20 protein-coding genes are annotated in these 25,659 nt (G+C 75.4%); 11 read left to right on the top strand and 9 right to left on the bottom strand.

What is annotated here, in order from left to right; genetic code table 11:
• Positions 1-5: 5 nt before the first annotated feature.
• Positions 6-2,672 (top strand): S8 family serine peptidase, encoded by a 2,667-nt coding sequence (locus tag ACI79I_RS06595; RefSeq protein ID WP_456991499.1) that lies wholly within the window; start codon positions 6-8, stop codon positions 2,670-2,672.
• A gap of 95 nt (positions 2,673-2,767) precedes the next feature.
• On the opposite strand, the gene ACI79I_RS06590 is transcribed toward ACI79I_RS06595, so the two are convergent.
• Positions 2,768-4,120: a sensor histidine kinase gene (locus ACI79I_RS06590; RefSeq protein WP_456991498.1), complete on the bottom strand. Its 1,353-nt coding sequence runs from the start codon at positions 4,118-4,120 to the stop codon at positions 2,768-2,770.
• 248 nt (positions 4,121-4,368) lie between these two features.
• On the opposite strand from ACI79I_RS06590, the gene ACI79I_RS06585 reads away from it, so the two are divergent.
• The 4 genes from ACI79I_RS06585 to ACI79I_RS06570 all read left to right on the top strand — a co-directional run bounded on the left by ACI79I_RS06585 (position 4,369) and on the right by ACI79I_RS06570 (position 8,063).
• On the top strand, positions 4,369-5,490 hold the full coding sequence (locus ACI79I_RS06585) for a heparan-alpha-glucosaminide N-acetyltransferase domain-containing protein (protein WP_456991497.1): 1,122 nt from the start codon (positions 4,369-4,371) through the stop codon (positions 5,488-5,490).
• Positions 5,491-5,717: 227 nt separating this feature from the next.
• Positions 5,718-6,506 carry a sulfite exporter TauE/SafE family protein gene (locus tag ACI79I_RS06580; protein ID WP_456991496.1) on the top strand — a complete coding sequence of 263 codons (789 nt, stop codon included), beginning with the start codon at positions 5,718-5,720 and terminating at the stop codon, positions 6,504-6,506.
• 46 nt (positions 6,507-6,552) lie between these two features.
• Positions 6,553-7,299, top strand: a complete 747-nt coding sequence (locus ACI79I_RS06575) for a hypothetical protein (RefSeq protein WP_456991494.1) — start codon at positions 6,553-6,555, stop codon at positions 7,297-7,299.
• Positions 7,296-8,063, top strand: coding sequence for a sulfite exporter TauE/SafE family protein (locus tag ACI79I_RS06570; protein WP_456991492.1), 768 nt, complete (start codon positions 7,296-7,298; stop codon positions 8,061-8,063). Before ACI79I_RS06575 ends, ACI79I_RS06570 begins: the two co-directional genes overlap by 4 nt.
• Positions 8,064-8,096: 33 nt before the next feature.
• Here ACI79I_RS06570 and ACI79I_RS06565 read toward each other — a convergent pair whose 3' ends face one another.
• The gene (locus ACI79I_RS06565) at positions 8,097-8,504 is read right to left on the bottom strand and encodes a hypothetical protein (RefSeq protein ID WP_456991491.1); all 408 of its coding nucleotides are present in this window, start codon (positions 8,502-8,504) and stop codon (positions 8,097-8,099) included.
• Positions 8,505-9,103: 599 nt separating this feature from the next.
• Here ACI79I_RS06565 and sbnA point away from each other — a divergent pair.
• From sbnA to ACI79I_RS06535, 6 genes are all read left to right on the top strand, one after another.
• Entirely contained in the window at positions 9,104-10,090 is a 987-nt protein-coding gene (sbnA, locus tag ACI79I_RS06560; RefSeq protein ID WP_456991490.1) for a 2,3-diaminopropionate biosynthesis protein SbnA, read from the top strand.
• Between the two features lie 72 nt (positions 10,091-10,162).
• Entirely contained in the window at positions 10,163-13,096 is a 2,934-nt protein-coding gene (locus ACI79I_RS06555) for a Pls/PosA family non-ribosomal peptide synthetase (RefSeq protein ID WP_456991489.1), read from the top strand.
• Between the two features lie 16 nt (positions 13,097-13,112).
• The gene (locus ACI79I_RS06550) at positions 13,113-15,590 is read left to right on the top strand and encodes a non-ribosomal peptide synthetase (protein WP_456991488.1); all 2,478 of its coding nucleotides are present in this window, start codon (positions 13,113-13,115) and stop codon (positions 15,588-15,590) included.
• Positions 15,591-15,613: 23 nt separating this feature from the next.
• Positions 15,614-16,606, top strand: a complete 993-nt coding sequence (locus tag ACI79I_RS06545; RefSeq protein ID WP_456991487.1) for a TauD/TfdA family dioxygenase — start codon at positions 15,614-15,616, stop codon at positions 16,604-16,606.
• The gene (sbnB, locus tag ACI79I_RS06540; RefSeq protein WP_456991485.1) at positions 16,603-17,631 is read left to right on the top strand and encodes a 2,3-diaminopropionate biosynthesis protein SbnB; all 1,029 of its coding nucleotides are present in this window, start codon (positions 16,603-16,605) and stop codon (positions 17,629-17,631) included. The genes ACI79I_RS06545 and sbnB overlap by 4 nt, the downstream gene beginning before the upstream one ends.
• Positions 17,628-18,425 (top strand): 4'-phosphopantetheinyl transferase family protein, encoded by a 798-nt coding sequence (locus ACI79I_RS06535; protein ID WP_456991484.1) that lies wholly within the window; start codon positions 17,628-17,630, stop codon positions 18,423-18,425. The genes sbnB and ACI79I_RS06535 overlap by 4 nt, the downstream gene beginning before the upstream one ends.
• Here the strand turns inward: ACI79I_RS06535 and ACI79I_RS06530 are convergent.
• The 7 genes from ACI79I_RS06530 to ACI79I_RS06500 form a co-directional block, all read right to left on the bottom strand.
• Positions 18,371-20,041, bottom strand: coding sequence for an alpha-amylase family protein (locus ACI79I_RS06530; protein ID WP_456991482.1), 1,671 nt, complete (start codon positions 20,039-20,041; stop codon positions 18,371-18,373). The genes ACI79I_RS06535 and ACI79I_RS06530 overlap by 55 nt on opposite strands.
• A gap of 10 nt (positions 20,042-20,051) precedes the next feature.
• Complete coding sequence (locus tag ACI79I_RS06525) at positions 20,052-20,597, bottom strand: GNAT family N-acetyltransferase (RefSeq protein ID WP_456991481.1); 546 nt, start codon at positions 20,595-20,597, stop codon at positions 20,052-20,054.
• A gap of 28 nt (positions 20,598-20,625) precedes the next feature.
• Positions 20,626-20,796, bottom strand: a complete 171-nt coding sequence (locus ACI79I_RS06520; RefSeq protein WP_456991479.1) for a hypothetical protein — start codon at positions 20,794-20,796, stop codon at positions 20,626-20,628.
• Positions 20,797-20,945: 149 nt separating this feature from the next.
• Positions 20,946-21,995 (bottom strand): TIGR03885 family FMN-dependent LLM class oxidoreductase, encoded by a 1,050-nt coding sequence (locus tag ACI79I_RS06515; protein WP_456991478.1) that lies wholly within the window; start codon positions 21,993-21,995, stop codon positions 20,946-20,948.
• A gap of 381 nt (positions 21,996-22,376) precedes the next feature.
• Positions 22,377-22,994, bottom strand: coding sequence for a hypothetical protein (locus tag ACI79I_RS06510; protein WP_456991477.1), 618 nt, complete (start codon positions 22,992-22,994; stop codon positions 22,377-22,379).
• A complete protein-coding gene (locus ACI79I_RS06505) occupies positions 22,979-23,842 on the bottom strand; it encodes a DUF222 domain-containing protein (protein WP_456991476.1) in 864 nt (287 codons plus the stop codon). The genes ACI79I_RS06510 and ACI79I_RS06505 overlap by 16 nt, the downstream gene beginning before the upstream one ends.
• 240 nt (positions 23,843-24,082) lie before the next feature.
• A complete protein-coding gene (locus tag ACI79I_RS06500) occupies positions 24,083-25,651 on the bottom strand; it encodes a MerR family transcriptional regulator (RefSeq protein ID WP_456991475.1) in 1,569 nt (522 codons plus the stop codon).
• Between the last annotated feature and the right edge of the window lie 8 nt (positions 25,652-25,659).

Genomic DNA, 25,659 nt, shown 5'->3' with positions numbered 1-25,659 from the left:
GGGCGGTGGCCGTGGTCGCCACGGCCACCCTCGGTTTCGGCGGCGCCGCGGTCATCGACACGGTGGCGCTGGCCGCCCCGCTGGAGATCGCCGACGCCGCCGACTACGGCCCGGCCGGTGACGGCCTCACCCGCCTGGTGGTGACCGTCCCGGGCGGGGTCACCGACGAGCAGCTCGCCGCGCTGGCTCAGCCCGCCCCCGTCGACAGCGCCCAGCGCCTCTTCGACGGGAGCGCGCTGGTCGCCGGCGACGGCCTCACCCCGGACGACGTGCGCGCGGTCCTGCCCGGGGCCGCCGTCGAGCCGTCGGTCCCCGGCCGGGTCGCCGCGGAGTCGGTCAGCGACCCGTACTGGCCGTACTACGGCTGGAACCTGGCGAACACCGGCTCGAACGCCTACGGCCAGCAGGCGGTCGCCGGCGCCGACGTCGACGCCCCCGCCGGGTGGCAGGCCGGCACCGGGCGCGGGGTCACCGTGGCCGTCGTCGACACCGGCGTCGTGACCAGCCACCCGGACCTGGCCGGCGGGATGTGGCGCAACCCCGACGAGATCTGCGGCTCCCCGGTCGACAACGACGGCAACGGGTACGCCGGCGACTGCGCCGGCTGGAACTTCTACCGGGACAGCCCGGACGTCGTCGGCACCGGCAACGCGCACGGCACCGGGGTGGCCGGGATCGCCGGTGCGCGGGCCGGCAACGGCGAGGGCTCGGCCGGCGTCGCGCCCGGTGTCACGCTCATGCCGCTGGTCGTGGGCGAGGGCAGCGGCGTCGACCTGTGGGCCGGCGCGCAGGCGATCCGCTATGCCGCCGACAACGGCGCCGACGTCATCAACGCCTCCTGGGGCGGTCCCGGTGGCGCGGCGATCCTGCAGGCGGCCATCGACTACGCCAACAGCAAGGGCGTCGTCGTGGTGGCCGCGGCGGGCAACGACGCGCTCGACCGCGACACGTCGCCGTTCTACCCGGCCAGCCTCTCCGCGCCGAACCTGGTCACCGTCGGCAACAGCACCGCCGCCGACACGGTGAGCAGCAGCTCGGCCTACGGCCGGCGGTCGGTCCACCTCTTCGCCCCCGGGGAGCTGGTGTTCGCCCCCAGGAACGACGGCGGGTACTGGCTCATGACCGGCACCTCGATGGCCGCTCCGCAGGTCGCCGCCGCGGTCGCGCTGTACCGGGCGCAGGACCCGGACGCGCCCGCGACAGAGCTCCGGACCCGGCTGCTCGAGGACGTCGACCCGGTGGCCGCGTTCGCCGGGAGGTCGGTCACCGGAGGGCGGCTGTCGCTGTCGGCCCTCGGCGCCGCCGTCGCGCCGGTCGCGTACACCTTCTCCGGCATGACCGCCGACGCCGGCACGGTGACGCCGACCGTGGTCGCCACCGGCTCGGCCCCGGCCGGCGCCTTCTCCGTCCGGTTCGCGCTCGGCATGGAGCACGAGGGCCGGCTGCTCGCGCTCACCCGGCACCCGGTCACGTTCGGCGGCGCCACGGTCGCGACCGACGACGCCGGGGAGGCCGCCTTCTCCCTGGGCCATCGGTCGGACCTCGGCTCGGCGGTCCTCTCCCCCAGCGCCGACCTCGCCGAGGGGCGCTACGTCCTCAGCGCCCAGGTGTTCCGCGACGGCGCGCCGCTGGGGCCCGCCTACGCCGCGCCCCTGCTGGTCGGGGCGGCGTACACGACCCCGGACGACGGCGCGGACTCCCCGTCCCCCTCGCCGGTGCCGGGCAGCGACACCCCGGCCCCCGGTGGCTCGACCCCGGCGCCCGGCAGCTCGAGCCCTGTTCCCGGCGGCTCGACGCCGGTTCCCGGCGGCTCGGGACCCGCCCCGACGAGCCCCGCCCCAGGCGCGGCGACCCCGGCTCCGGGGACCGGCACGCCCCCGACCCCGGGCACCCGGCCGGGCGGCAGCAGCCCCTCGGCACCGTCGACCCCGCCGACCTCCGGTGGCGTCGCGCCCGGTGCGCCGACCCCGGACACCGACCACGGCTCGGGTGGCCAGCGGGACGGCTCGGGCAGCCCGGCGCCCGGTGGGAGCACCCCTCCCAGCGGTGGGTCCTCCCCCGCGCCCGGGACCTCCCCCGCGCCGGGGAGCACGACTCCGGCGCCGGGGAGCACGACTCCGGCGCCGGGCGGACAGCAGCCCGGCAGCACCCCGGACCTCGGCGGGCAGCGGACCTACCCCGAGGTGGGGCCGTTCCGGCTGACCTCGATCGCGCCGAGCCGGGTCAGCGTGACCGGCGGTGCGCGCGTCACCATCACCGGCGGGGCCATCCCCGGCGGCGTGCGGGTGCGCGTGGGCGACAGCGCCGCGGCGACGGTGGTGGGCGCCTCGACCACGAGCGTGACGTTCACCGCCCCGGCCCGGGCCGCCGGCTCCTACGACGTGCACGTGTTCGCCCCCGACGGCACCTCGTCGGTGTTGACCGCGGGCCTCACCTACGTCGCCGCGTCCGGCGGCAGCGGCCCGGCGGTGCCGGCTCCCCCGACGGCCCCGTCCGCCCCGTCGTCCCCCGGGACCGGTGGGCAGCCGCCCGGCGGCGGGGACCGCGCGGCGGACGGGTCGGTCCCCGGCCCGGACGGCCAGCGGCTGCTGTACTCGGCACGGTTCGCCGCGCTGGGCAGCGCGGTCTGGGCGCTGGACTGCCGGCGCTCCTGCAGCGGGCTGGCCGTCTGATCCGGTGCTCCGGCCCCCTCCGTGTGCTCGCGAGCCGACGGACGGGGCCGGAGCGCTCCCGCACCCGGCGTCGGCCGGTCAGGACCGGGTGAGCCTCATCGGCTGCCCGGGCGCGACGCGCCGGAGCCCATCGCACCCGTCCCGGCGTCCTCGGCCTCGGGCAGCAGGAGGGTGAACACCGGGGGTGAGGGCTGGGTGAGGTGCAGCCGGCCACCCTCGGCCTCGGCGAGGCGGCGGGCCAGCGCCAGGCCGACGCCGTGCCCGTCGCGCCGGTCTGCTCCCTGGGCGAACAGCAGCCCGGAGCCTCGAGCGACGCCGGGCCCCTCGTCACAGACGTCCACCGCCACCGCTCCGCTGGCCCGGCGCACCGCGACGGTCACGGGACCGACCCCGTGCACCGTCGCGTTGTCGACCAGCACGCCGAGGACCTGCCGGACCGCGGCGGCCGACGCCCGCGCCTCCGGGACGTCCGGGTCCGCTCTGACCACCAGATCGCGGCCGTGCAACGCCAGTCGCGCACCCCACTCCGGGGACAGCTCCCCGATCAGCGCGCCGAGGTCGAGCGGCTCGGTTCCCGCGCGCTGCCCGGCACGGGCCAGGAGCAGCAGCTCCTCGATGGTGGCCTCCAGGCGGTCGGCATCGGCCAGGCTCGCGAGGATCGCCGGCCAGGGGTCGTGGTCGCGCTGCTCCAGCGCCGCCTCCAGCCGCAGCCGCAGGCCCGCCAGCGGCGTCCGCAACTGGTGGGAGGCGTCGGCGGAGAACGCGCGTTCGCGGGCGAGCAGGTCGTCGAGTCGCTCGGCGGTCGTGTCGAGCGCCGCACCGACGGAGTCGATCTCGGGGATGCCGCCCGGACGGCTGCGGACGCTGAAGTCCCCGTCGCCGAGCCGGCGGGCGCTCTCCTCCAGGTCCTCCAGCGGGCCGGCCAGCCGCCGGGCCTGCCATCGCCCGACCAGCCAGGCCACGGTCACCGCCGCGGCGGCCAACCCGGCCATGGCAGCCCAGATCAGGGCGACCTCGCCGAACACGTCCCCGCGGTCCTCGGAGACCAGCACCGCGCCGATGACGTCCTCGCCGTGCGTGACCGGAGCGGCCGCGACCAGCACGTCACCGTCGACGTCGGCTCTGATCTCGCCGTCGAGCGCCGACGCCAGGACCGCGACGTCGCCATCGGGTGTCGCACCGGCCAACAGGTCCCCGTCCTGGTCGAACACAGCGGCTGTGAGGTCCTCGCCGTCGTCGCCGACGTCGTCGACGTCGTCGGGGTCGATCGGAGTGCCGCCCTCCACGCTGTCGGCGACGTCGATCGCCACGTCGCTGGCGACCCGCACGAGGTGGCCGCGCTCCTGCCCCATGAGGTGTCTCAACACCGCGAGAGCCAGCGGGACGCCGAAGAGGAAGGTCGCGACGGCGGAGGCCAGCACGGCCACGCCGATGATGCGAGTGCGCACGAGCATCGCCTCCGTTCCGCCACCGGACGGTGCCGGCCACCCGGCAGCTCCCACGATGCAGGGCTCCCGCAGTTGTGTCACCGCATCGCTCAGCGGCGTTCGACCAGCCGGAGGCGGCCGCCCCCCGGGAGTGGGGCCGCCAGGCGCCTGTGCGATCGGCAAGGGGTTGGCAAAGGGTCCCTCATGAGTTGGCAAAGGGTCCTCGACGGGCGTCACGCCCCCGTTCGCACCGCTTACCGTGCCCCGCCATGAGCTCCGCCCCCGGCCCCGCGTGCACGACCGGACCGCCGACGACCCCGGCTCCCGCCACGAGACGGTCCGGCCGGGTCGTCGGTCTCGACGTGGCTCGCGCGCTCGCGGTGTTCGGGATGCTCGGCGCCCACGTCGGAGCCGTGCCGGGCGACGTGCAGCCGACGCCCGCGGGGTGGCTGGGCGTGGTCAACGGGCGGTCGTCGATCCTGTTCGCCGTCCTCGCCGGGATCTCGGTGGCGCTGCTGTCCGGGCGCACCGAACCGGTCACCGGCGACGAGCTGGTCCGCGCGCGGATGCGGATCCTGGTCCGGGCCGCGTGGCTGTTCGTCATCGGCGGCGCGCTCGAGGCGCTGGGCACCGACATCGACGTGATCCTCGGCGTGTACGCGCTGCTGTTCGTCCTCGCCCTGCCGTTCCTGCGATGGTCGCCCCCGCGGTTGCTCGTCGCGGCCGCTGTGCTGGCCGTGCTGACCCCGCCCGCCGACCTGCTGCTGGCACACTTCGCCGACGGCAACGACGCCTTCGACACCCCGTTCGTCTCGCTGGCCGTGACCGGCGCCTACCCCGCGCTGATCTGGTGGACGTTCATCCTCGTCGGGCTCGCCGTCGGGCGCTGCGACCTCACCTCGGCACGGGTGCGGCTGCGGCTCCTGGGCGCCGGCGGAGCCCTCGCCGTCCTCGGCTACGGCGGCGGCTGGCTGACCACACAGGCGTGGGCCGGCGGGCAACCGGTGCGGAGCCCGGACGGCTTCTCCGAGCGTCCTGACATGTGGGACCCGACCTGGTTGGTCGGTGCCTCGCCGCACAGCGGCACGACCTTCGAGATCGCCGGGTCGGTCGGCGTCGCGCTCACCGTCATCGCCGTGTGCCTGGTGCTCGCCGACCGGCTGCCGAGGGTCCTCTCCCCGGTGGCGGCCGTCGGGTCGATGGCCCTCAGCGCGTACGTCGGCGGTGTCGTCGCCGTGTGGCTCACCGGCACCCTCGACCACGACACCAACGGCCCCTGGCTGGTCTCCGTCCTGATCACCACCGCCGCCGCCACGATCTGGCGGCTGTTCCTCGGCCGGGGGCCACTGGAGCGCCTGCTCACCTGGAGTTCCGTGCGCACGGCCGGGTGAGGACTCCCTGCGGAGACGACGCGGACCGGAGGCGGCGCGGCGTCGCTCCGGGCCGGCGCCCCGGCCGCTGAACTGCGGCGAGCACCGCAACGCCGCTGGCACCGCGGGCGGAGTCGTGACCGTCCTGCGCGCGATCTGGTGGCTGGAGGCGCGGGAGCAGGCGGCTCGACCGACTCCCCTCTCCCCCGCCACTGGGCGGGCGTGGCAACCTCACCGGTGATGACCACATGAGCGGATGGGAGATGCTGGCCGTCGCCGCGGCGGGGCTGGCGGCCGGGAGCATCAACGCCGTCGTCGGCTCCGGCACGCTGGTCACCTTCCCGGTGCTGCTCGCCGTCGGTCTGCCACCGGTCACCGCGACGGTCAGCAACTCCCTCGGGCTGGTGGCCGGCAACCTGACCGGCGCGGTCGGGTACCGGCGGGAGCTCGCCGGCCAGCGCTGGCTGTTGCTGCGGCTGCTCCCGGCGTCGGTCCTGGGCGCGCTCACCGGCGCCTTCCTGCTGCTGCACCTGCCGGCGGAGGCCTTCGAGTCGGTCGTGCCGGTCCTCGTCGCGCTCGCGGTGGTGCTGGTCGCCGTCCAGCCGCTGCTGCAGCGGACGCTGGCCCGCCGGAGACGTGCCGAGGAGGACCCGCCGCCGCCGGAGCGGATCGGGCGCGGCCGGCTGGCCGCCCTGTTCGCCGGCGCCTACGCCACCGGCAGCTACGGCGGCTACTTCGCGGCCAGCCAGGGCGTGCTGCAGATCGGCATCTTCGGGCTGCTGCTCCACGAGTCGCTGCAACGGCTCAACGCGCTGAAGAACGTGCTGACCCTCGCGGTGAACGCGGTGGCCGCGGGCGCCTACGTCGTCGTCGCCACCGACCGCCTGGACTGGCGGGCCGCCGGGCTGGTGGCCGCGGGGTCGCTGCTGGGCGGGCACACCGGCGCGCGGTTCGGCCGGCGGCTGCCCGCGGCGGTCCTCCGGACCGCGATCGTGCTGCTCGGCTGCGTCGCAATCGGGGTGCTGCTGTCCCGCTGACGGCCCGGCACCGGTGTGAACCGGGCCACCCGGCAAGCTGGAGGCCATGACGGGTCCGGTGGCCGAGCGCTTCGACGACGCCCTGCGCCACGCCCCGCCGACAGCCGCCGGTCCCGAACTGCTGCCCTCCCGCCTGGCGCGCGCCACCGCCGGCGTCCTGGGCGTCGACGGAGCGGGGCTGAGCCTGCACGCCGGCACCCTGCGGACCCCCATCGGAGCCAGCGACGAGTCGACCGCGCACGCCGAGCGGCAGCAGTTCACCCTCGGCGACGGGCCGTGCCTGCGCGCCCACGACGACGGCACGGTCATCGCCTTCGCGCCGATCGACATCGAGCGCAACTGGCCGGAGCTGTTCGCGTCCCTCATGGCCGAGACGGCGCACCGGGCCGTGCTCTCGGTGCCCCTCCCCCCGCCGCTGGGCCCGCTGGTGGTCCTCGACCTCTACGTCCACGACCCCGCGGCACTACCCCGGCTGGACCGCCGCGACGTCGCCGTGGTCGCCGGGCGGGTCGCGCAGGAGCTGCTGCTCTCCGTCCGCGGGCCGGAGTTCCCCGACGACGGCAGCGACTGGCTGGCGGGGCCGGACGCACAGCGGCGGACCCGGGTCTGGCAGGCCATGGGGCTGATCGGCGTCACCCTGGACCTGCCTCCCGCCGACGCGCTGGCGACCATGCAGGCGGCCGCGATCGCCGCGGGGCGGGTCGTCGACGACGTCGCCGCCGACCTCGTCGCCGGCCGGCTGCGGCCGCGCGAGCTGCGGGCAGCCCCCGTCCGTGGGGGCGACGCCGGGTGAGTCCCGTCGAGTTCGGCTTCCTCGTCCTCGCCGGCATCGGCGCCGGCCTGACAGGCAGCATCGCCGGTCTGGCCTCGCTGATCAGCTATCCCGCGCTGCTCGCGACCGGCCTCCCCCCGGTGACTGCCAACGTGACCAACACCGTCTCCCTGGTGCTCAACAGCGTCGGGGCGGTCAGCGCCTCCCGGCCCGAGCTGCGGGGGCAGGGCCGCCGGCTGCTCCGCCTGTCGGTGGGCGCGCTGCTCGGCGGCGCCGCTGGAGCGGCACTGCTGCTGCTCACCCCGTCGGAGGCCTTCGAGCGGATCGTGCCGTGGCTGATCGCCGGCGCCTCCATCGCGCTGCTGGTCCAGCGCCCGCCCGGTGAGCTGGCCGTCGAGGGCAGACTGCACCACCCCACCCACCGGGACCCGTGGTGGCTGCCGTTGGGCACCTTCACCATCGCGATCTACGGCGGCTACTTCGGCGCCGCGGCCGGCGTGATGATGCTGGCGATGTTCCTGCTGTCCACCGGCGAGGGGCTGCCGCGCGGCAACGCCCTCAAGAACGTGGTGCTGGGCATGGCCAACGCCGTCGCGGCCACCGGGTTCGTGCTCTCGACCCCGGTGGCGTGGTCGGCGGCCATCCCGCTGGCCATCGGCCTGTTCGTCGGCGGCCGGATCGGGCCGGGCGTGGTCCGCCGGGCCCCGCAGACGGCACTGCGGCGGCTGATCGCCGTCGCCGGGATCGGACTGGCGATCACCCTGGCCGTCCAGGCCTACGGGTGACCGTCCGCCGCGGCCCGGCGACGGGGCGGGCGGTCAGGTGACGTAGGCGGCCAGGAAGAGCACGAAGGCGCTGGCCAGCAGGAGCAGCCGGGCCGGCGTGAGGCCGTTGATCAGGTTCGCCGTCGCCTCGACCCACGCCGGCCGGATGCCCGCCTCCCGGGCGCCGCGGCGCACCAGGCGCACCTCGTCGGCCAGCAGCGCCCCTGCGGCCCCGAGCATGCCGAGGCCGACGACGAGGAAGACCAGCGCCAACCGCTCGTTGAAGGCGTCGGCCGCTCCGGACAGGAACAGCACGGCGAGCAGCCCGGCCAGCAGGCCGACCAGCGCCCCGGCGGCCGGCGCCCACGGGCCCATGCGGGTCAGCGGGCTCGCGCGCCGCGGCCCCACCCGCGGCCGGCCGGGGACCGGCCCCGTCGGCTGGTGCCCCTCGGGGGGCGCCATCGGGGCCTGGGCGGTCCGCCCGCTCCCGGCCGCCGACGACGCAGCCGGTGCTCCCGACGGGGTGGACCCGCCCTGCGGCGCCGGCGGGGCAGACGGGGCGCCGCCGGGGATCGGCCCGGTGGCCAGCGGCACGGACGGCGCGGGACCGGCGGGGGGCGCCGGCGGTGCACCGGCGGGCGCGCTCGCTCCGGCAGGAGGCGCAGGGGTGCCCGTGGGCGGCGCAGGGGCACCGACGGGCGCCGGGGTGGCGCCGGCGGGCGGCACGCTCGGGAACTGGGCGGTCGTCGGGTTCGGGGTGCGCGGGGCCTCGGTCATCGCCGTCCACGCTAGGCGGCGGCACCGACGGGGTCCGGGAGGCCGCGCGGGTGTCGGCAGCCCGCCATCCGCCCTGGTCCGGGACGTCGGGACCGGGCCGGAGGTCCCGTGCCCCCGGTACTAGTCCCAAGGTCGTATGGCTACCTGTCCTGCCCGTATTGGATCCTCGTGCCCGCGTCGGCGTCCCGACGACGGGGAGGGCAACGGGGCCGCTCCCCCGGGTGTGCACGGAGACCGTGACGATCCACGGCTCCGGGCCCCCGTCTTGAGGCGAGGAGTTCGTGGTGACCATCATCTCCAGCCCGCAGGCGTTCAACGAGGACGACCTCTACGTCGACCTGGAGCCGATCTTCGACCAGCCCCTGTTCCTCAAGTGCGAGGGCTTCAACTTCGCCGGGTCGGTCAAGGTCAAGGCGGCCACCGAGATGGTGGAGAGCGCCGAGCGGGACGGCGTCCTGACCCGCGACTCGATCATCGTGGAATCCTCGTCGGGCAACCTCGGCGTCGCCCTGAGCATGATCGCGGCCAGCAAGGGCTACCGGTTCCTCTGCGTGACCGACTCGCGGTGCAACCTGCAGACCCGGCTGCTCATGGAGGCGCTCGGCGCCGAGGTGTACGTGGTCTCCGAGCCGGACCCGGCCGGCGGGTTGCTCGGCGCCCGGCTGAACCACGTGCAGGCGCTGTGCGCCGCCGACCCGCGGTACGTGTGGCTCAACCAGTACACGAACCAGGCCAACTGGCGCGCCCACCACCGGACCACCGCGCCGGCCATCGTCCGGTCGTTCCCGCGGCTGGACGTCCTGTTCGTCGGCGCCGGCACCACCGGCACCCTCATGGGTTGCGCCCGGTTCTTCCGCGAGTGGCACCGGCCGGTCCGCGTGGTGGCCGTGGACGCCGTCGGCTCGGTCATCTTCGGCGGCGCCCCCGGTCGCCGGATGATCCCCGGACTGGGCATGAGCATGCGGCCGCCGCTGCTCGACGAGAGCTACGTCGACGAGGTGGTGATGGTCGAGGAGGCCGACGCCATCCGCGCCTGCCACCGCCTGGCCCGGCGCGGTTTCCTCTTCGGCGGCTCGACCGGGACCGTCGTCAGCGGCGCCGCCCGCTGGCTGGCCGAGCACGACGCCGCCCACCTCACCGCCGTCGCCATCGCCCCCGACCTGGGTGAGCGCTACCTGGAGACCGTCTACCAGTCCAACTGGCTGCACGCGCTGTACGGCGAGGACGTGCTCTCCGACAGCCAGGTCGCCGCGGGCCTGCAGTCCGCCTGATCCCTCCGTCGGCGCGGGGCACGACCGCCCCGCGCCGGCCCCTGCCCGCTGAGCCGAGGCCGAGGAGCCCACGTGCTGAAGGAACCCGCCGACGTCCTGACCGCCGACCCCGCCGTCCCGGCCGTCCCCGCCCCGTCGCCGGGCAGGGACGGCCACCCGGCGACGGCGACCCCCGCGGAGCGTGCCCTGGCCGACGTGCTGGCCGACGTCGTCGGCAAGCCCGTCGACCCTGAGAGCCACTTCTTCGACGACCTGGGCGCCGACTCGATGGTCATGGCCCAGTTCTGCGCCCGCGTCCGCAAGCGCACCGACCTCCCCTCGGTGTCGATCAAGGACGTCTACCGGCACCCCACCATCCGCGACCTGGCCACCGCCCTCGCGCCGGCGCCGACGCCGGCGCCGGCTCCCGACCCGGTCGAGGACGCCCTCGTGAGCGTGCTCGCCGACGTCGTGGGCAAGCCGGTGACACCGACCAGCCACGTCTTCGACGACCTGGGCGCCGACTCGATGGTCATGGCCCAGTTCTGCGCCCGCGTCCGCAAGCGCACCGACCTCCCCTCGGTGTCGATCAAGGACGTCTACGCGCACCCCACGATCCGCGAGCTGGCGTCGGCACTGGCCGCACCCCCGCCCGGCGCCGGCACCGTCCCGGCCCCCACGGTCCCGGCGCCGGCGCCCGTGCCGACCGCGGCGCAGGCGCCGGCGACCGGAGGGCCGCCGGCCAGCACCCTCCGCTACGCCCTCGTGGGGACGCTGCAGGTCCTGGCCTTCCTGGCGTACGCCTACCTCGTCGCGGTCGTGGCCACCACCGGCTTCGACTGGATCTCCGACGGCCGCACGCTCGTCGACGAGTACCTGCGGGCGGTCGTCTTCGGCGCCGCGACCCTGCTGGGCGTCATCGTCACGCCGGTCGTCGCGAAGTGGGTGCTGATCGGCCGGTTCACCCCGCAGGAGTTCCCCGTCTGGAGCCTGGCGTACGTGCGGTTCTGGGTGGTCAAGACACTGATCCGCGCCAACCCCCTCGTGCTGTTCTTCGGCGGCTCCCCGATCTACCTGCTCTACCTGAGGGCCCTGGGCGCCCGGATCGGCCGCGGCGTCACGATCCTGGCCACCAAGCAGGTGCCGGTCGCCATCGACCTGCTCACGGTCGGCGACCACACGGTCATCCGTCGGGAGTCGGTGTTCGCCTGCTACCGGGCGCACGCGGGTTCCATCCAGACCGGCCCGGTCACCATCGGCCGGGACGTCCTGGTCGGCGAGGCGACCGTCCTGGACATCGACACCTCGATCGGTGACGGCGCCCAGCTGGGCCTGCGCTCCACCCTGCAGCGCGGCCAGGCCGTGCCCGCCGGCGAGCACTGGCACGGCAACCCCGCGCAGCGGACCGACGTCGACTACCGGGTGGTCCCCCCGGCCCCGTGCGGCACGCGGCGGCGGATCGCCTACTCCCTCTGGCAGTTCCTGACCGTGGTCCTGTTGAGCCTGCCCCTCAGCATCGGTGGCATCGCCATGCTGCTGGTCCTGTGGCCGGAGATCGGCGCGCTGCTCGACCCCGGGCCGCTGGCGTTCGCGAACCTGACGTTCTACGTCCACGCCGCGGAGGTCTCCGCCGTCCTGTTCTTCGGTTCGGTGCTCCTGGCCCTGCTGGTCGCGACGACCGTCCCCCGCGTCCTGAACCTGTTCATCACCCCGGACCGGGTCTATCCGCTGTACGGGTTCCACTACGCGGTGCAGCGCGGGATCACCCGGCTGACCAACCGCAAGTTCCTCACCGGCCTGTTCGGCGACAGCTCCTACATCGTCTCCTACCTGCGGTGGATCGGGTACGACCTGTCCGAGGTCGTGCAGACGGGGTCGAACTTCGGCACCAACGTCACCCACGACACCCCGTACCACGTCACCGTCGGGACCGGGACGATGGTCGCCGACGGGCTGACCGTCGTGAACACCGACTACTCGGCCACCTCGTTCCGCGTCTCGCGCGCGACGATCGGCCCGCACAGCTTCCTCGGCAACGGGATCATCTACCCGCCGCAGTCGAAGATGGGCGAGAACTGCCTGCTCGCGACCAAGGTCCAGCTGCCGATCGAGGGACCGGTCCGCGACGACGTGGGGCTGCTCGGCTCACCGGCGTTCGAGATCCCGCGGTCGGTGGAGCGCGACGGCACGTTCGACCACTACAAGAGCGCCGAGGAGCTGCCCGTCCGGCTGGCCGCCAAGAACCACTACAACCTGCGGACGATGGCGTGGTTCCTCGTGCTCCGGTGGGTCAACTACCTGGGCCTCACGCTGCTCGCGCTCGCGGCCGCGGACCTGCACCACAGCCTCGGTGCGCTGTCGATCTTCGCCGCGGAGCTCGGGATCGTCCTGTTCACCATCGCCTTCGGCGTCCTGGTCGAGCGGGCCAACCTGCGCTTCGGCCGGCTCGAGCCGCAGTTCTGCTCGATCTACGACCCGTACTTCTGGTGGCACGAGCGCTACTGGAAGCTGCTGTGGAACCCCGCCCTGTTCAACGGCACGCCGATGAAGGGCCTGATGTGGCGGCTGGTCGGCGTGCGCGTCGGCCGTCGGCTGTTCGATGACGGGGCCGACATCCCCGAGCGGACGCTGGTCACCATCGGCGACGACTGCACCCTCAACGCCCAGACCTGGCTGCAGGCGCACTCGCAGGAGGACGGCGCCTTCAAGTCCGACACCATCACCCTCGGCAACGGGGTCACCCTGGGCATGGTCGCCTGGACCCACTACGGCGTGACGCTCGGCGACGGCGCCGTCCTCGCGGCCGACTCGTTCCTGATGAAGGGCGAGGAGATCCCGCCGGGCGAGCACTGGGGCGGCAACCCCGCGGAGGAGCTGCCCGAGGTCCCGCCCGCCCTGCCCGCACCCAGCCTGCGCCGGCTCCCGGCTGCCGCCGTCGTGCCGCCGCGGATCGACCCCGTCCCCGTGTCCTCGTCCGGAGGGCGGCACCGTGCCGGCCCACGGCACCTGACCCCGACCGCCCGCTGAGAAGGGAACGCTCCCCATGACCGTCACGGCTGCCGACACCGGCCAGGACTTCTGGCGCGGGGTGCTCCGCGCGGGCGGGTCGACCGCGGTCCCGCGGTGGACCCTCGACCCCCGCCCCGGCACCGCCCGGCACGAGGCGCTGCTGCCGGGCAGCCTCACCGCGGCCCTGCGCCGGCTGGCCGCCGAGCTCGAGGTGCCGCTCCGGTCGGTGCTGCTGGCCGCGCACGCCCGGGTCCTCGCGGCCCTCTCCGGGGAGACCGACGTCGTCACCGGCTACCTCGCCGGGGGCGGCAGCGGCCCGCTGCCCTGCCGGCTGTCCACGGACACCGGGTCGTGGCGCGAGCTGGTGCGGTCGGCCGCCGCGGTCGAGGCCGGGCTGCGCGCCCACCGGGACGTCGCGCTCGACGACCTGCGCCGCGACCTGGACCTGACCGGCCCGACGTCCGAGGTGGTCTTCGACCCGAGCGGCGACGGGGAGCTCCCCGACGGCGCGGTCCTCCGGGTCGGCGTCCCCGGGGACGGCGCCCGCCTGGCGCTGCGGTACCGCAAGGACGCCCTGGACGCCGGCGCCGCCGCCCGCATCTCCGGCTACCACCGCACCGCCCTCACCCTGATCGCCGCCGACCCCGACGCCGACCCGGCGCGGCAGAGCCTGCTGGCCCCCGACGAGCTGCGCCGCCAGCTCGACGGGATGGCCGGCCGTGCCCGGGAGCTGCCCGACCGCCGGGCGCACGAGCTGTTCGAGGAGCAGGCCGGCCTCCGCCCGGACGACGTCGCCGCGGTCCACGGGGACCGGCAGCTGACCTACGGCGAGCTCAACGCCCGCGCCAACCGGCTGGCCCGGGCCCTGCGCGCCCGCGGGCTGCAGTCCGAGGACGTCGTCGCCGTGGTCACCGAGCGGGACCTGGACTGGCTGACCGCGGTCCTCGCGGTCTTCAAGGCCGGCGGCGCCTACCTGCCCGTCGAGCCGCACTTCCCGGCCGACCGCATCGCGACCACGCTGGGCCGTGCCGGGTGCCGGCTGGTGCTCACCGAGCCGGGCAGCACCACCTCGCTGGACGCGGCCCTGACCCGGCTGCCCGGCGTGGCGGCCCTGGAGGTCGGTGCCGCCGTCGCCGAGGGGCACTCCGACGAGGACCTCGGCATCGCCGTCTCCCCGGACCAGCTCGCCTACATCTACTTCACCTCCGGCTCCACCGGGGAGCCCAAGGGGGCGATGTGCGAGCACGCGGGCATGCTCAACCACCTCTTCGCCAAGATCGACGACCTCGGCATCGGCGAGGGGCAGACCGTCGCCCAGGTCGCCCCGCAGTGCTTCGACATCTCGCTGTGGCAGCTGGTCTCCGCGCTGCTGGTGGGCGGGCGCACCCTGCTCGTCCCGCAGGACGTCGTCCTCGACGCCGAGCGCTTCGTCGACCTGCTCGCCGCGGGGCGGGTCTCCGTCGTCCAGGTCGTGCCGTCCTACCTCGAGGTCGTCCTCTCCTACCTCGAGGTGCACCCGCGGGACCTGCCCGACCTGCGCTGCGTGTCGGTCACCGGCGAGGCGCTGAAGAAGGAGCTCACCCAGCGCTGGTTCGCCGCGAAGCCGGCGATCGCGCTGGTGAACGCCTACGGGCTCACCGAGACCTCCGACGACACCAACCACGAGGTCATGCACGGCGTCCCGGACGGCGACCGGGTGCCGCTCGGCGGCCCGGTGGCCAACGTCGAGGTCCGCGTCGTCGACGAGCAGCTGGCCCCCGTCCCGCTCGGCGCCCCCGGGGAGATCGTCTTCTCCGGCGTCTGCGTCGGCCGTGGGTACGTCAACGACCCCGAGCGCACCCGGCTGGCCTTCGTGCCCGACCCGTACCGTCCCGGCCGGCGGCTGTACCGCAGCGGCGACCACGGCCGCTGGCGGCCCGACGGCAAGCTGGAGTTCCTCGGCCGCCGGGACAGCCAGGTGAAGATCTCCGGCTTCCGCATCGAGATCGGCGAGATCGAGAACACCCTGCTGCGCACGCCGGGGGTCCGGGACGCCGCCGTGGTGGTCGCCGAGGGCGCCGACCGGAGCCGCCACCTGGTGGCCTTCTACTCGGGGGCGGAGGCGGTGGACGCCGACGTGCTGCGCGCCCGGCTGGCCGCGTCGCTGCCGGTCTACATGGTCCCGAAGGCCTTCCACTGGCGGGAGCGCCTGCCGCTCACCACCAACAGCAAGATCGACAAGAAGGCGCTGACCGCGCTGGCCGCGGACCTCGCCGCCGTCGAGGAGGAGCACAGCAGCCCGCGGACGCCCACCGAGCGGCGCCTGGCGGCCGCGTGGGCGCGGGTGCTCGGCATCCCGGAGGACCAGGTGAGCCGCACCGACTCCTTCTTCGACCGCGGCGGCACGTCGCTGTCGGCGGTGAAGCTGGCCATCGCCCTCGACCGCGCGGTGTCCCTGCCGGAGCTCATGGCCCACCCCGTGCTCGCCGACCTGGCCGTCCTGGTCGACGAGAAGACCTGCGCCCCGGCCTGACCCCCTCACGCGAAGGAGCCCTGATGTCCTCCCTGTCCCCGGCCGCGCTGCTCGACGTCGTGCAGCGCCCCGGCCGGCCCCCGCAACTCGACGTCGACGGTGCGGGGAACCCGGCCGGCTGGGTCGCCGCCCACCGGGACGCGTTGCGTGCGGCCGTCACCGAGCACGGCGCCCTGCTCGTCCGCGGGCTCGGGCTGCCCGACGCCGGCACGGTCGCGGCCGTCTCCGACCGGCTGTCCGACCGCCTGATGCCGGAGCTGGAGGCGTTCGCGCCCCGCGAGCCGGCGACCGGGGGCGTGTACTCGGCGACGCCGTGGCCGGCGAACCAGCAGATGTGCATGCACCACGAGCTCAGCTACGCCCAGCAGTTCCCCGGCCTGCTGCTCTTCGCCTGCCTGACCGCCCCGACCACGGGCGGGGCCACCGGCCTGGCCGACGCGCCCTCGGTCCTGGACGCGCTGCCGGCGGACCTGGTCGCGCGCTTCGAGCGCGAGGGCTGGCTGCTGGTGCGCAGCTACACCGACGAGATCGGCGCCTCGGTGGCCGAGGCCTTCGGCACCGACGACCGGGCCGCGGTGGAGGCCTACTGCCGCGCGCAGGACATCGAGTTCGAGTGGCAGCCCGACGGCGGCCTGCGCACCCGGCAGCGGCGCAGCGCCGTCCTGCGGCACCCGGTCACCGGCCGGCGCTGCTGGTTCAACCAGATCGCCTTCCTCAACGAGTGGACCCTCGCCCCCGAGGTCCGCGAGTACCTCGTCGACTTCTACGGTCCGGACGGGCTGCCGTTCACCACCCGCTTCGGCAACGGGGACCCCATCGGTGAGGACGTCGTCGCGCTGCTCAACGAGGTGTACGAGGCGGCGGCCGTCCGGGAGCCGTGGCAGGACGGGGACCTGCTGCTGGTCGACAACGTGCGCACCGCGCACGGGCGGGAGCCCTACGAGGGCCCGCGCGAGGTCCTCGTCGCCCTGGCCGACCCGATCCGCCGCTCCGAGGTCGACGGGAGCAGCCGGTGACCGCCGCCGTCCCCCCGTTCGCTGTGGTGCCGGGGGCCCAGGTCAGCGGGGTCCTCCAGGGCCGGGAGAAGCAGGTCGTCGAGCTGGTCGAGGCCACCTACCGGCTGCACGGGGCCGGGGACTCGGTCAACCCGCCGTCGTACTTCCTGCGCTTCCCCGACCGGCCCAGCGCGCGGATCATCGCGCTGCCCGCCTCGATCGGCGGCGACATCCGCGTCGACGGGCTGAAGTGGATCTCGAGCTTCCCGGAGAACGTCGCCGCGGGGATCCCGCGGGCCTCGGCGGTGCTGATCCTCAACGACCACGACACCGGCTATCCGTTCGCGTGCATGGAGGCCTCGGTCATCAGCGCGACACGGACCGCCGCGTCGGCGGCGTCGGCCGCGGACTGGCTCAGCCGCGGCCGGCCCCGGCCGACCCGCGTCGGGTTCTTCGGCGTGGGGCTGATCGCCCGCTACATCCACACCTTCCTCGCCGGCACCGGGTGGTCGTTCGACGAGGTCGGCGTGTTCGACCTGTCCCCCGACAGCACCGCCGGGTTCACCGCCTACCTGGACGCCGCCGGCACCCCCGGCCGGGTCACGGTCCACGACAGCGCCGAGGAGCTCATCCGCGGCAGCGACCTGGTGGTGTTCGCGACCATCGCCGGGGAGCCGCACGTCACCGACCCGTCCTGGTTCGACCACTGCCCGCTGGTGCTGCACGTGTCGCTGCGCGACCTGGCGCCGGAGGTCCTGCTGCGCTCGGTCAACGTCGTCGACGACGTCGAGCACTGCCTCAAGGCCGACACCTCGCCGCACCTGACCGAGCAGCTCACCGGCAGCCGCGACTTCCTCGCCGGGACGCTCGCGGAGGTGATGGAGGGGCGGGTGGAGATCCCGGCGGACCGGCCGGTGGTCTTCTCCCCGTTCGGGCTCGGCGTGCTCGACCTCGCCGTGGCCAAGCACGTCTACGACGAGGTCGCACGCTCCGGCGAGCTGCGGGTGGTGGACGACTTCTTCTCCGAGCTGCGTCGGTACGGATGAGACTGCCGGGCCGGGGGGTCGCCGCTCTGGCCGCGGGCGGCCTCCGGCCCGGCGTGTGCCAGGTGTGGTGGGCGTCGACGGGCGACCTGCGGCCGCAGCACGACGCCCTCCTCGCGCCCGCGGACCTGGAGCGGCGGGCACGGCTCGCGGAGGACGACGACCGGCGGCACAGCACCATGGCCGCGGCGGTGGTCCGCGCGGTCCTCGGCACCGCCCTGGGCGTGTCCCCGGCCGGCCTGGTGGTCGACCGCACGTGCCCGGGGTGCGGGCGCCCGCACGGTCGGCCGCGGCTGCCGGCCCTCCCGGACCTCGGCGTGTCGGTGACGCACTCGGCCGGCTGCGTCGCCGTCGCGGTGCTCCCCGGCGGCGCGGTGGGCATCGACGTCGAGGAGGTCGTCCGGCCCGGCACCGACCTGGACGAGCTGGCCGGCGTCGTCCTCGCCCCGGAGGAGCGGGCCGAGCTCGCCCGGGCACCGCTCGGCTACCGCCACCGGGCGTTCACCACCTGGTGGACCCGCAAGGAGGCCCTCCTCAAGGCCACCGGCGAGGGGCTGGCCACCCCCCTGGAGACCGTCGTCCTCTCCCCGCCGTGGACGCCCGCACGGGTGCTGCGCTGGAGCGGGACCGGCCCGGCGTGGCTGTCCGACCTCCGCCCGCCCGCGGGTCTGGCCGGGGCCCTGGCCGGCCTCGGCCGTCCGCCCGTCGCGATCGAGGAGCGGGACGCCGGCCCGCTGCTGGATCAGACCAGCCGGCGACTGTTCGGCGCGACCACGCGCAGCCAGCGGTACCCGTAACCGTCGACGGCCAGCTCCACCCCGCCGTCCTCCCCGACCCGCTCCTCGCCCGGCTGCAGGAGGTCCACCAGGCGGTGGTCGGGGCCGCAGTCGGCCAGCGTCAGGGGGACCTTCCGCGGCTCGGGCCCGACGTTGTGGACGGCGACCAGCGTGCCGTCGTCCCAGCTGCACAGGTGGGCCAGCACCGCCGGGTGCGGCTGGTCGAGGACCGTGAAGGTGCCCCAGCCCAGCTCGGGTGACTCGCGGTACCGCCGGATGAGCAGCTTGAGGAACGACAGCAGCGAGTCCGGGTCGTGCCGCTGGTCGGCGACGTTGACGAACTCCGGGGCGAAGCCCCCGTCGACGACGGGGCCGGGGAGCCGGTCGGGGGCGGCCGTCGAGAAGCCGCCGTTGGGGCCCGAGGTCCACTGCATCGGCGTCCGGACGGCGAGCCGGCCCTCGGCGTCGAGGTCCTCCCCCATGCCGATCTCCTCGCCGTAGAAGAGGACCGGGGTGCCCGGCAGGGAGAACAGCAGGCTGTAGACCATGCGGACCCGCCGCGGGTCACCGTCCAGCATCGGCGGGAGGCGGCGGCGCAGGCCGCGGCCGTAGACCTGCATCCGTTCCTCGGGCCCGAACGCGGCGAAGACCTCCTGGCGCTCCTCGTCGCTGAGCTTGTCGAGGGTCAGCTCGTCGTGGTTGCGCACGAAGGTGGCCCACTGGCTGTCCGGGTTGACCGCGGGCCGCTGGACGAGCGCGGTGGCCAGCGGCCCGGCGTCCTCCCGGGCGAGGGACAGGTAGAGCGCCTGCATGCCGACGAAGTCGAACAGCATGGTCAGCTCGTCGCCGTCGGCGCCGCCGAAGAACTCCACCTGCTGCTCGTGCGGCAGGTTCACCTCGCCCAGCAGGATCCCGTCGCCGGTGCGGCGGCCGAGGAAGGAGCGCAGCGCGCGCAGGTACTGGTGCGGGTCGGGCAGCTCCCCGGCGTCGTCCGGCTCCACCTCGAGGAAGAAGGGGACGGCGTCGACGCGGAAGCCCGACAGGCCCAGCTGCAGCCAGAAGCCCATGATCTTGGCGACCTCGTCGCGCACCCGCGGGTCGGCCACGTTCAGGTCGGGCTGCTCCTTGTAGAAGCGGTGCTGGTACCACTCGCCGGTCGGCTCGTTGAAGGTCCAGGTGCTGTCCTCCTGGTCGGGGAAGACGACCTGGCCGGAGGTGTCCGGCGGCTCGTCGTCCCGCCAGACGTAGAACTCGTGGAACGGCGAGTCCTTGCTCTGCCGGGCCTGCTCGAACCACGGGTGCCGGACCGAGGTGTGGTTGACGACGAGGTCGGCGATCACCCGCATGCCGCGGTCGTGGGCCGTGCGGATGACCTCGACCAGGTCGCCGTGGGTGCCCAGCCGCGGGTCCACGCCGTAGAAGTCGGTGATGTCGTAGCCGTCGTCGCGCTCGGCGGTCGGGTAGAAGGGCATCAGCCACAGGCAGGTCACGCCGAGGTCGGCGAGGTGGTCGATGCGCTGGGCGAGGCCGGCGAAGTCGCCGCAGCCGTCGCCGTTCCAGTCCAGGTAGGTCTCGACGTCGAGGCAGTAGACGACGGCGGTCTTCCACCAGAGATCGCTCGTGTCGGTGATCCGCATGCCGGCGTCCCTACCGCAGTTCCGCCTCCGGGTCGACCCAGGCCTCGTTGACCAGCTGGAACAGGACGTGGTCGCGCCACTCCCCGGCGATGCGCAGGTAGCGGGGAGCGAGCCCGAACCGCTCGAAGCCGTTGCGCTGGAGGACCCGCTGGGAGGCGAGGTTGTCGACGAGGGTGCCGGCCTCCAGCCGGTGCAGGCCGGCCTCGCCGAACGCGACGCGCACCATCGCGGCGACGGCGGCCGTGGCGACGCCCCTCCCGTTGACCTCCTCGGCGACCCAGTAGCCGAGGGTGCCGGACTGCAGGGGCCCGCGGACGACGTTGGTCACCGAGATCCGGCCGACGACCTCGCCGTCGAGCACGATCACGGCCGGGATGACGGTGCCGGCCTCGGCCTGCTCGAGGAGGCGGGCGGTGTCCCGGCGCTGGAACTCCTCCGTGCCGTACTCGTCGGGGCGTGGCGGGCTGGTGGGGGCGAGGAACGCACGGTTGGCGACGAGCAGCCGGGTCAGGGCCGGGACGTCGTGGTCGGTCAGGGGGCGCACGGTCACGGCCACGCCGACGCACCCCAGGCGGCTCCGGTGCTCACTCGCCGAGCGCCTCCAGCCGGACTGCCACGCGCACGCGGGCCTCGGCGAGCCCCGGGAGGCCGGACCACGCGTGGTGGTTCAGCAGCGCGGCCACCTGTCGCAGCTCGGGAGCCGACATCGCCTCACCGGTGTTGACCCGCCGGATCACGTCGTCCACCTCGGTCATGCCGCCCCGTCCCCCCGCCGTGGCCGCGCACCACGGTGTGCGCGGCCCGCCTCCTCTTCGACGTGTGGGGCGCGGGCGGATGCAGGCGGTGGCGGTGGCGTCGGTGTGCCGCGCGGCCGGGTCCATCGGGGGGCCGTGCTCCCGGGCGGTCAGGGCAGGACGGCGGGTTGCGGCTCCTGGTGGGGGCGCAGCGGCTCGGCCGGGCCCGGCGGGTCGATGGCCACCGCTGGGGCGGGGGCGGTGACGTCGAGCTGGGGCAGGACGTGCTCGCCGAAGGCGTCGAGGAAGCCGATCTGCTCCTTGCCGACGTGGTGGAGGTAGATCTGGTCGAAGCCCAGCTCGACGTACTCCTGGAGCCACGCCACGTGCTGCCCCAGGTCGGCGGAGATGCGCACCGCCTGTCCGACCGCCTCCGGGGTCACGTGCGCGCTGGCCTGGTCGAAGGCGCGGGTCGTGTCGAGGTCCCAGCACAGCGGCGGCGGAAAGACGTTGCTGCGCCACTGGTCGTGGGCGATGGCCACCGCGCGGTCGGCGTCGGGGTCCCAGCTGACGTGGACCTGGAGGGTGAGCGTGCCCTGCCCGCCGGCGTCGCGGTACTCGCTGATCACCTCGCGGAGGGTGTCGTGCGGCTGGTTGATGGTGACCAGGCCGTCGGCCCACTCCGCGTGCCGGCGGGCGGTGGCCGCGGTCACGGCGGGCGCGATGAGCGCCGGCTGCTGCTCCGGCAGGGTCCAGATGCGGGCCCGGTCGACGGTGACCAGCCCCTCGTGGCTGACCTCCTCCCCCGCCAGCAGCGCGCGGATGACGTCGACGCACTCGCGCAGGCGGGCGTCCCGGATGTCCTTGCGCGGCCAGACGTGCCCGGTCACGTGCTCGTTCATGGCCTCCCCCGAGCCCAGGGCGACCCAGAACCGGCCGGGGAACATCGCCCCGAGGGTGGCGATGGCCTGCGCGACGATCACCGGGTGGTAGCGCTGGCCCGGGGCGTTGACCGCGCCGAAGGGCAACCCGGTGGTGGCCAGCGCGGCGCCGAGCCAGGACCACGCGAAGCCGGAGTGCCCCTGCCGCTCGTTCCACGGCTCGAGGTGGTCGGAGCACATCGCGGCGGTGAACCCGACCTGCTCCGCGTGCTGCACGGCGCGCAGGAGGTCCGCGGGGTGCACCTGCTCGTGCGAGTTGTGGAAGCCGATCACCGTCATGCGCGCCCCACTACCCCCGTGCTCAGGCGCTCTACCAGCGCCCTCCTCCTGCGGCGCGTGCTCGGTCGCAGGTGGTGGATGCCGAGCCTCCCGTCGAGACCCAAGCACGCTCGACCGGACCGGCCCGAGGCGTCGGGCGTGCCGCTCCTCTTCGTCGACCGGGCCGGCCACGCCCGTCCGGCCTCGCGGCGTGGGTATCGCCGCGAGGCCGTGGACGTGTCGCGCCGTCGGGTCAGAAAGGTGGGGGGTCGTCGGTGGGGTCGGGTGCCGGTGGGGGCTGGGGTGGGGGTCCGGCCAGGACGCGGGGGCCGGTGAGGGGCAGGGCCGGTCGCAGGCCGGGTGGGCGGCTGGTCCGGGTGATGCCGCTGGGGGTGGTGACGGTCAGGACGCCCTCGGCGGTGAGGGCGTAGAGCCAGCCGCGGGCGTGGGTCTTGAGCCGGTGGTGGCGCCGGCACAGGCAGCACAGGTTCGCGCAGGCGGTTGCGCCGCCGCGGGGTGCGGGAGGACGTGGTCCAGGTCGGCCCAGCCGGCGGTGTTGGCGCAGCCGGGATGGCGGCAGGTGCGGTCGCGGGTGGTCACCCACCTCCGCTGGGCGGCGGTGGGCGGGTAGGCGCCGGTCGGCGGCGGTCGGTCGAGCACCGGACATCCGCAGCCGGGATCGCCGGTGGTGGCGTCGGCGTCGGGGTGGGTGGGGCAGCGGCGGCGGGCCAGCCGCTCGGCCTCGCGGTGGGTGGTGGTGGCCAGCAGCGCGCCGCCCGGGCCGGTGATCGCCACGGTGAGGGAACCGCCGGCCGGTGCCTGCAGGCCGCCGGGGCAGATCGCGTCCAGCTGGGTGAGCAGCTCGCGCAGGTGGGCGGCGGTGATCGGCTGCCCGTCCACCTCACCGACCCGTGCCGGCACCGACCCCCGCGCCGCGAAGCCCGCCGAGGCGTCGTGGGCAGGAGATCGGGCGGGGGTGAGCGCATCGAGCGGTGCGGTGATCGTCAGCTGCGCGCCCACCGGGTCGCGGTCCTCCCAGGGGCGCAGCACCAGATCGGCCAGCGCGCCGACCCGCAGCATCCCCAGCGGCCGCTCGTCGCCGGCCTTTGCGCGGCGCGGGCCGCGCCGTCGAGCACCTGCCGGCAGGCCGCGGCCAGCTCGTGCGGCATGGTGGCCACCAGCTCCGAGACCCCGTCACCGACCGGGCGGACGGCCACGTTCGCCCCCCGCGCGGCATCGGCCCGACGGCGGTCGGCCGCGGCGGCGTCCCGGGCGGCCAACTCCGCGGCCACCGCCGCCTTCAGCCGGCGCACCGACAGCTCGGCGGCGTGCGGCAGCACCGCGGCCTCCACCGCGGCCAGGATGCGCGGATCGGTGGCCCGGGCCTTCCAGCCCAGCTCCGCGGCGATCGCCCGCGCCCGCGGCCAGTCCAGCCGCCCCTCGGCCAGTGCGGCGCGGGTGGCCGGCAGCACCTCGGTCAGCGCGGCCGCCTGGTCGATCAGCGTGCTGGCCGCGGCGCGGGAGGTGTTGAGCACCAGCGCCAACTCGTCGGCGAAGAACTCCGACACACCCTCGGGCCGGCCCGGCCCACCCCGCTCCCCGGCCGCCGCACCCGGCTGGCCGGGCTTCCGGTCGTAGGTGTCGGGGCGGTCGGCGGCCAGCCCGGCGATCAGATCGAGTTCGTAGGCGGCCAGCATCGCCTTGAGCTGCTGCAGCCGCTGCAACTCCAGCGCCTTCTCCTCCGCCGAGCGCGCATGAACGGGCAGGGCGTCGGACAGCTGCACCGGTACCGGATCCACCGGCACCCCGGCAGGCGGCTCCAGCAGCGCGACCATCAGGCCGACTCCGAACCCGCTGCCTCCGAACACACCCCGAACCTAGGCCGCAGGTACGACACTTCCAGGCCCCTGAACAGCACAGATACAGAAGAACCCACCGCGACCGAGGCCCAGCGCCGGCCAAGGACCGGCACTCCCGGCGAGCTCTCGCACGAGCACCGACCGCGAACGAGCAGGAGCCCGGAATCCTCAGGCCTGCAGCCACCTCGGCACGGGCCAGGGGCCGGCACCGACGCGAGCCCTGCCTCAGCGCAGGCCGGCCACCGCCGGTCACGCGAGCAGGTCCGCCACCCGGGCCGGATCGGTCCCCACGTCCAGGTGCGCGCCGCTCCCATCGCCCCGCACGTCCCACCCCCGGGCCCGCGCCGCCGCGGCGTCCCGGTCGCACGCCGGCGAGAGCTGCACGTACCGGACGTCCCTGCCGGCCACCGGTCGAGCACCGGGACGGCGACGTCGAAGAAGTCGGCCGGCAGTTCGTGGCCCTCGGCGAGGATCGCGGCCCGCACCCGCTGGTCGGGCAGCAGACCGGTCATCGCGTCGGGGCCCCACCACGTCGTCCAGTCGGCGATCCGCCCGTCGCGCACCAGGGGCGCCACCGCCTCCCGGATCTCCGGAGGCCACTCCCCCGACGGCCCGGGGCACCACGGCGTCCAGCCACACGGCCCGGACGGCGCGCGCGGCGGCAGCGACCGCGGTGAGGACCATCCCCGCCCCGGAGAACCCGACGACGACGTCCGCCGGACCGGCCTCGGCTGCTGACGCGACCCGGCGCTCCGGCCACCCGGGTGCCGTCTCCACCGTGGCGCGCAGGTCCGGCACCGCGAGGGTCCCTCCTCGCCGGCGCAGCTCCGCAGCCAGCGGCGCGAGCACTGCCGGTCCGAGGAGCGGCGGGTGGACCAGCAGCCAGGTCGTCACCCTGGTCACTCCGCCGCGCGGAGGGCGCGGATCCACCACTCGACCGCGGGCACAGACGGCTCGAACCGCGCCCACCCGTTGAGGACGCCGAGCAGCTGCCAGTAGCGCTCGACGCGGGCGTCGGTGAACGTCGCCAGCCGGTCGGCGAGCTCCTGGCGGCGGCCCGGGACGGTCGGCCGCCCCTCCGACAGCCAGGTCCGCGACCAGCGCCTCGGCCTCCGGCGTCCTGGGCAGCACGTCCGACGCCAGCGCCCGCCGTCCCAGCAAGACCATCCGTGCGGCGTCCACCCCGGTCGCGTCCGGGTCCTCCGGCGTGGCCGCCGCCCCCGCCACCGCCATCTCGCGGACCCGGTCGGCGAAGGCCGGGTCGGCCACCAGCCGCGCCAGCTCCAGCCACGCACCCACCTGCTCCGGCGTCGGGTCCTCGGGCAGCTCGGCGGGCAGCGTCCGCATGCCGGCGGCGATGCCGGCGCCGGGCGCGTCCTCGGGCACGCCAGCGAACGCCCGCGCCACGAAGTCGTCGATCAGCTGCTGCCGCTCCCGGGCCGAGAGCGCCGCCAGCTCGTGCACGATCCTCATCTCCTCCGTCGTCGTCCCCGCCGTCGCCACCACGCGCGGCAGGGTGCGGCGCAGCCGCAGCAGCCGGATCTCGGCGGCCAGCGCGCGCACGTGCTCGTCAGCCACCTCGGCCACCGTCCGGCGCCGGGCCAGCAGCTCCCGGACCGCCGGCAGGCCCAGCCCCAGCTGCCGCGGCGTGCGGACCAGGTCCTGGCGGGCGACCGCCGCCGCGTCGTAGAGGCGGTAGCCGCCGGCCGACCGCGTCGGCGGGTCGACCAGCCCCTCGTCGGACCAGAACCGCACGGTGCGCACCGGGACACCGAGCCGGCCGGCCGGCCGGCCGATCGCGAGCGCGTCGTCGTCCATGGCGCCAC

Source organism: Geodermatophilus sp. SYSU D01105, assembly GCF_054050095.1.
This window is presented reverse-complemented; position numbering and strand designations above follow the sequence as displayed.

What these genes read in the sequence shown, in the direction of transcription:
- ACI79I_RS06580 (WP_456991496.1), top strand. Translation starts at nt 5,718, where the DNA reads ATGAGCGGATGGGAGATGCTGGCCGTCGCCGCGGCGGGGCTGGCGGCC.
- ACI79I_RS06550 (WP_456991488.1), top strand. Translation starts at nt 13,113, where the DNA reads ATGACCGTCACGGCTGCCGACACCGGCCAGGACTTCTGGCGCGGGGTG.
- ACI79I_RS06530 (WP_456991482.1), bottom strand. Translation starts at nt 20,041, where the DNA reads ATGCGGATCACCGACACGAGCGATCTCTGGTGGAAGACCGCCGTCGTC.
- ACI79I_RS06515 (WP_456991478.1), bottom strand. Translation starts at nt 21,995, where the DNA reads ATGACGGTGATCGGCTTCCACAACTCGCACGAGCAGGTGCACCCCGCG.
- ACI79I_RS06585 (WP_456991497.1), top strand. Translation starts at nt 4,369, where the DNA reads ATGAGCTCCGCCCCCGGCCCCGCGTGCACGACCGGACCGCCGACGACC.
- ACI79I_RS06545 (WP_456991487.1), top strand. Translation starts at nt 15,614, where the DNA reads ATGTCCTCCCTGTCCCCGGCCGCGCTGCTCGACGTCGTGCAGCGCCCC.
- ACI79I_RS06500 (WP_456991475.1), bottom strand. Translation starts at nt 25,651, where the DNA reads ATGGACGACGACGCGCTCGCGATCGGCCGGCCGGCCGGCCGGCTCGGT.
- ACI79I_RS06565 (WP_456991491.1), bottom strand. Translation starts at nt 8,504, where the DNA reads ATGGCGCCCCCCGAGGGGCACCAGCCGACGGGGCCGGTCCCCGGCCGG.
- ACI79I_RS06520 (WP_456991479.1), bottom strand. Translation starts at nt 20,796, where the DNA reads ATGACCGAGGTGGACGACGTGATCCGGCGGGTCAACACCGGTGAGGCG.
- ACI79I_RS06575 (WP_456991494.1), top strand. Translation starts at nt 6,553, where the DNA reads ATGACGGGTCCGGTGGCCGAGCGCTTCGACGACGCCCTGCGCCACGCC.
- ACI79I_RS06535 (WP_456991484.1), top strand. Translation starts at nt 17,628, where the DNA reads ATGAGACTGCCGGGCCGGGGGGTCGCCGCTCTGGCCGCGGGCGGCCTC.